This is a genomic window from Comamonas sp. (assembly GCF_036666375.1).
Lineage (GTDB): Bacteria > Pseudomonadota > Gammaproteobacteria > Burkholderiales > Burkholderiaceae_C > Comamonas.
Window position 1 is genome coordinate 1 of record NZ_JAVWWA010000191.1, and the last position, 4,699, is coordinate 4,699.

Annotated in this window: 3 protein-coding genes; all 3 read left to right on the plus strand. The window is 61.7% G+C overall.

The window, feature by feature from the left end; translation table 11 throughout:
- Positions 1-563: 563 nt before the first annotated feature.
- Positions 564-1,829 (plus strand): L,D-transpeptidase Cds6 family protein, encoded by a 1,266-nt coding sequence (locus RR928_RS24300; RefSeq protein WP_332684627.1) that lies wholly within the window; start codon positions 564-566, stop codon positions 1,827-1,829.
- Between the two features lie 209 nt (positions 1,830-2,038).
- Complete coding sequence (locus RR928_RS24305) at positions 2,039-3,316, plus strand: L,D-transpeptidase family protein (protein WP_332538946.1); 1,278 nt, start codon at positions 2,039-2,041, stop codon at positions 3,314-3,316.
- Between the two features lie 493 nt (positions 3,317-3,809).
- The coding region (gene aceA, locus RR928_RS24310) for an isocitrate lyase (protein WP_332684630.1) at positions 3,810-4,699 on the plus strand (890 nt) is incomplete at its 3' end.

Sequence of the window (4,699 nt, forward strand, 5' to 3'; positions counted from 1 at the left end):
TGGCGGTGCCGGAGGGTTGTGTTGCAGAGGTCGTCATATGCTCTTTCCAGATAGGGTTGATCGTTCAATCGGTAAGCAACGTCGCGGGCCATAAAGCTCGTCTGCATGGTTTTTCGCAATATGTGTGCCAGTCGCCGCATGTCCTTTTCTGGGCTTTGAGATATTTGTAAGCTGTTGATTTAAATGATATTTTTCTTTTTCTGAACGATGTGCGAGCAAAGCGCGGACGCGTTGTGGCGCGTGTTCCGGTACGTGTTACGGCGTATGTTCCGTAACGTCTGGTGTTTGTGGCGTATCGTTTTCGCGGTCGGCGCTGCGCTCGCGCATCGGTAACACCGCCGGTCCGGCGTTGACACTGACATGCAGTCCGCGGCGCCCTGCATTGCCGGATACATGCTTCTCCGGCCATGGAAAGATAGGGCGCGGTATACAATTGATAGGGTTTGGCTGCATGGTCAGGCAGCTGCGCCGACCCCCGCTTGGGCGACAAGTCCCGCTCCCATTTCCCCCTCCCATTCATTGCGTAAAGAGAAGAGCGCCATATGCAGATTGCATCCCAGGTTATGTTGCGTAAACGCAGTGCTGTGCCCGCGCGTTTTTCAAGGCCTGTGCTGGCCGTGCTGCTGGGCTGCCTGTCCCTGGGCAGCATGCCCGCCCATGCTTCGCGCGCTGTGGATGAAGTGACGAAGTTGCTGGATCAGGGCAATGCCAAGCAGGCAGCAGCGCAGGCCGACAGCTACCTCAAGCAAAATCCTGGTGATGTAGAAATGCGTTTCGTGCGCGGCGTGATTGCGTCGGAGCAAAAACAGAGTGCGCAGGCCATCAAGATTTTTTCTGCATTGGTTCGGGAATACCCGAGCATGCCCGAGCCCTACAACAACCTGGCCGTTCTGTATGCGGCCGAGGGCCAGGAGCGCAAGGCGGCCGAAGCGCTTGAACAGGCGATTCGCACCAATCCCAGCTACACGACCGCCCATGAAAATCTGGGCGACCTGTATGCACGCATGGCCAGCGAAGCCTATTCCAAAGCCCTGCAACTGGATGCCTCACGCCAGACCATTCCTGCCAAGCTGGCGTTGATCACGCAACTGGTCCCCACTTCCCAGAACTCCGCCAAGACCGTCGTGGCGCAGGCCAACACCGCGGCTGCCGCGCCCGCGAAGCCGCCCGTCGCGCCCAAGCCTGAAGTCAAGCCAGAAGTGAAGGCCGAGGCCAAGCCCGTGCCTGTGGTTGAAACCAAGCCCACGCCCAAGGTCGAGCCCAAGGTCGAGCCCAAGGTCGAGCCCAAGGTCGAGCCCAAGGTCGTCGCCAAGCCGCCAGCGCCGCCGGTCGCGCCGGTCGCTGCTGCTGCGGCCGCACCCGTTGTCGCGCCACCGGTGGCCGTCGCTGCGGCGCCCGCCAAGCCGGCTGTGGTTCCCGAACCCAAGACATCGCCTGCGGCCAAGCCCGAGCCAAAACCCGCAGCCGAGCCCAAGGCTGCCGTGGCCAAGGAAGCCGCCGAAGTCGAGTCAGCCGTCAATGCCTGGGTCACTGCCTGGGAAAAGCAGGACATGCAGGGTTACCTTGATGCCTACAGCGAAAAGTTCACTCCGGCCAACGGCGCCAGCCTTGCCAAGTGGAAAGAAGACCGGCGCGTGCGCATCGTGGGCAAGAGCGGCATCTCGATCTCGCTGCAGAACATCCAGGTGTCCGTCAAGGGTGACGAGGCCACGGCCAAGTTCCGCCAGAAATATGTGGCGGGCAGCCTGAACACCACCACGCGAAAGACGTTGTCGATGCGCCATGAGCGCGGCGCATGGCGCATCGTGCGTGAAAGCACGGGCGGCTGAAGCCGGCCGTTTTCCCCGTCTCCGCGCGCATGGCCTGTAGAAGAGAACTGTCGAGAATATTGATGAGAAGGTCGTTTTGTCGAGCGCTGCTGTTGCTATGCATGATTGGCGGCAGTACGGCCTTTGTTTCGACCGCCCAGGCGCAGGCGAGGCACGAGAAGTCGAAGTCGGTTGCCAAGCCGGCCAAGAACTCCAAGCTGGACACGTCGGTGAAACCCGCCAAACGCGCGGTCGAGCCCAAGCCCGGGACCCGCGCCAAAATTGCCGCCGCAGCCGGTGCCGCGGGAGCGGCCGGCGCGCTAGCCGTTTCCACGTCCGCAACGCCCCTGGTTCCCGATACCGCCGAAGCGCGCCTGCTGGAGATCGTCCAGTTGGTCAAACGCCAGGAACTGGACGCGGCGCTGAAGGGGGCGGCCCAACTCACCGCGGATGTTCCAAACTTTCGCGCTGCCCAACTGGTCTATGCGGATCTGCTGCGCTTCAAGACCGGGCGCATGACCGGATGGGCGAATGCCCCCACGTCCGAAGTCACGCAGCTGCTGGTCAAGCATGTGCCGGCCGACCCCAAGGCGACGCCTGCGCCACCGCAGGAATTGCAGGAGCAGGCGCATGGCTTGCAAAAGGAACTCCAGCGCCGCGTGCATGGCGCCGGCGTGCTGCCGGCGCCGGCAGGCAGCGTGCCGCGCGAGTTCCAGGCGCTGGGCGCATCGGTGCGCCATGCCGTGGCCATCGATGCGAGCAAGTCCAGGCTCTACCTTTTCCGTCATGAGAAGGGCAGGCTGCGCCTGATCGGCGACTTCTACATCTCGATCGGCAAGTTCGGCATGGGCAAGACGCTCGAAGGCGACCAGCGCACGCCGCAGGGTGTGTACTTCATCGGCCGCCAGATTCCGGGGCCGCGCCTGCCCGAGTTCTATGGCAAGGGGGCGCTGACGCTCAATTACCCCAATGACTGGGACAAGTCCGTGGAACGATCGGGCGACGGCATCTGGTTGCATGGCTCACCGCCCGACCAGTTTGCGCGCCTGCCCGAAGCCAGCGACGGCTGCATCGTGCTGGCCAATCCCGACCTTATCCTGCTGATGAAGACGCTTGATCGGCAGACACCGGTGCTGATACGCGACAAGCTGCAGTGGACCGTGCCGTCCGAACGCGCGAATGCCAAGACCGCCGATACCTTCGTGCATGTATTGGACAACTGGCAACAGGCCTGGAAAAGCGCCGATCCGCTGCTTCTCGCGAAAATGTACGGACAGGAGCCCGGAGCTGAACATGCGCCCAGGGCCCGCCTGCTGGAGTTCTTCCGCATCGCCGACATTGGCGTGCAGGACCTGTCGGTCTATTCCTGGAAGGATACGCAAGGCGAAGTGCGCATCGTCGACATGCAGATCGGCAGCCGCAAGACCGGCAAGACCTTGCCCCTGCGCCAATACTGGCGCCGCGTCGGCGACCGCTGGGAAGTTCTTTCCGAAGAGATCCGCGGCTGAGCGACCGGGCTTTGCGGACGCTGGCGATCTGCACCTGGCACGCCACATGTCGACAACCGGGCGGGGCAAGCCTAGTCATCGCCGCCCAGCGCGCACTGCCTTGACGACCCATTTTCTCGCTGCCCCGGCCACGCGTGTATTCGCCAGGCGCGGGCGGCCCATGCCTGCATTCTATTTTCCGTCTGCGCCTAGCCTGTGGGCGCATCGGCGCTGTCCCGGATCGCGACCAGCCCAAGCAAATTTTGCCTGCTGAAATATCGTTTTCATAATGTGGAAAAGACAAATGCTGCAGCGCACAAAAAAATATCAATACGAGAAATGTTGTTTCGCAATGCGAAAAACGATCGCAAGTCATTGATTTATATACAACTCTTATCTCTTATATAAGACATAAGACTCATGCTATTTTTCTGAAATAAATTTAAAGTAGTCTCCAAGGGCGGCAGAAATGCTCCCGCGAAGTTCATCAACCTTGAGTCCTTGGAGAAACAACATGCCCCAATCGCTGACGCAACAACTGAGCCGTGAACAGCAAATCGCCGCACTGGAAAAGGACTGGGCGCAAAACCCCCGCTGGAAAGGCATCAAGCGCGGCTACTCTGCCGCCGACGTGGTCCGCCTGCGCGGCAGTCTGCAACCCGAGCACACGCTGGCCCAGCGCGGCGCTGAAAAGCTCTGGCAAAAGGTCAACGGCGGCGCCAAGAAGGGCTATGTGAATTCGTTCGGTGCGATCTCCGCCGGCCAGGCGATGCAGCAGGCCAAGGCCGGCCTCGAAGCCGTGTACCTGTCGGGCTGGCAAGTCGCCGCCGACGGCAACAGCTCCGAGACCATGTACCCCGACCAGTCGCTGTACGCCTACGATTCGGTGCCCACCATGGTTCGCCGCATCAACAACACCTTCAAGCGCGCCGATGAAATCCAGTGGGGCCGCGGCCTGAACCCCGGCGACGCCGAGTTCATCGACTACTTCCTGCCCATCGTGGCCGATGCCGAAGCCGGTTTTGGTGGCGTGCTCAATGCGTTCGAGCTGATGAAGAACATGATTGCCGCGGGCGCTGCCGGCGTGCACTTCGAAGACCAGCTCGCTGCAGTGAAGAAGTGCGGCCACATGGGCGGCAAGGTGCTGGTGCCCACGCAGGAAGCGATCGAGAAGCTGAAGTCGGCACGCTTTGCCGCAGACGTGATGGGCGTGCCCACGCTGATCCTGGCGCGCACCGATGCCGAAGCCGCGAACCTGATCACTTCCGACCACGACGCGAATGACAAGCCGTTCCTGACCGGCGAGCGCACCCAGGAAGGTTTCTACCGCGTGCGCAACGGTGTCGAGCAGGCGATCAGCCGCGGCGTGGCCTACGCTCCCTACGCCGACCTGGTGTGGTGCGA

Excerpts from the sequence above, each read along its gene's own strand:
- RR928_RS24300 (WP_332684627.1), top strand. The coding sequence starts at position 564 with ATGTTGCGTAAACGCAGTGCTGTGCCCGCGCGTTTTTCAAGGCCTGTG.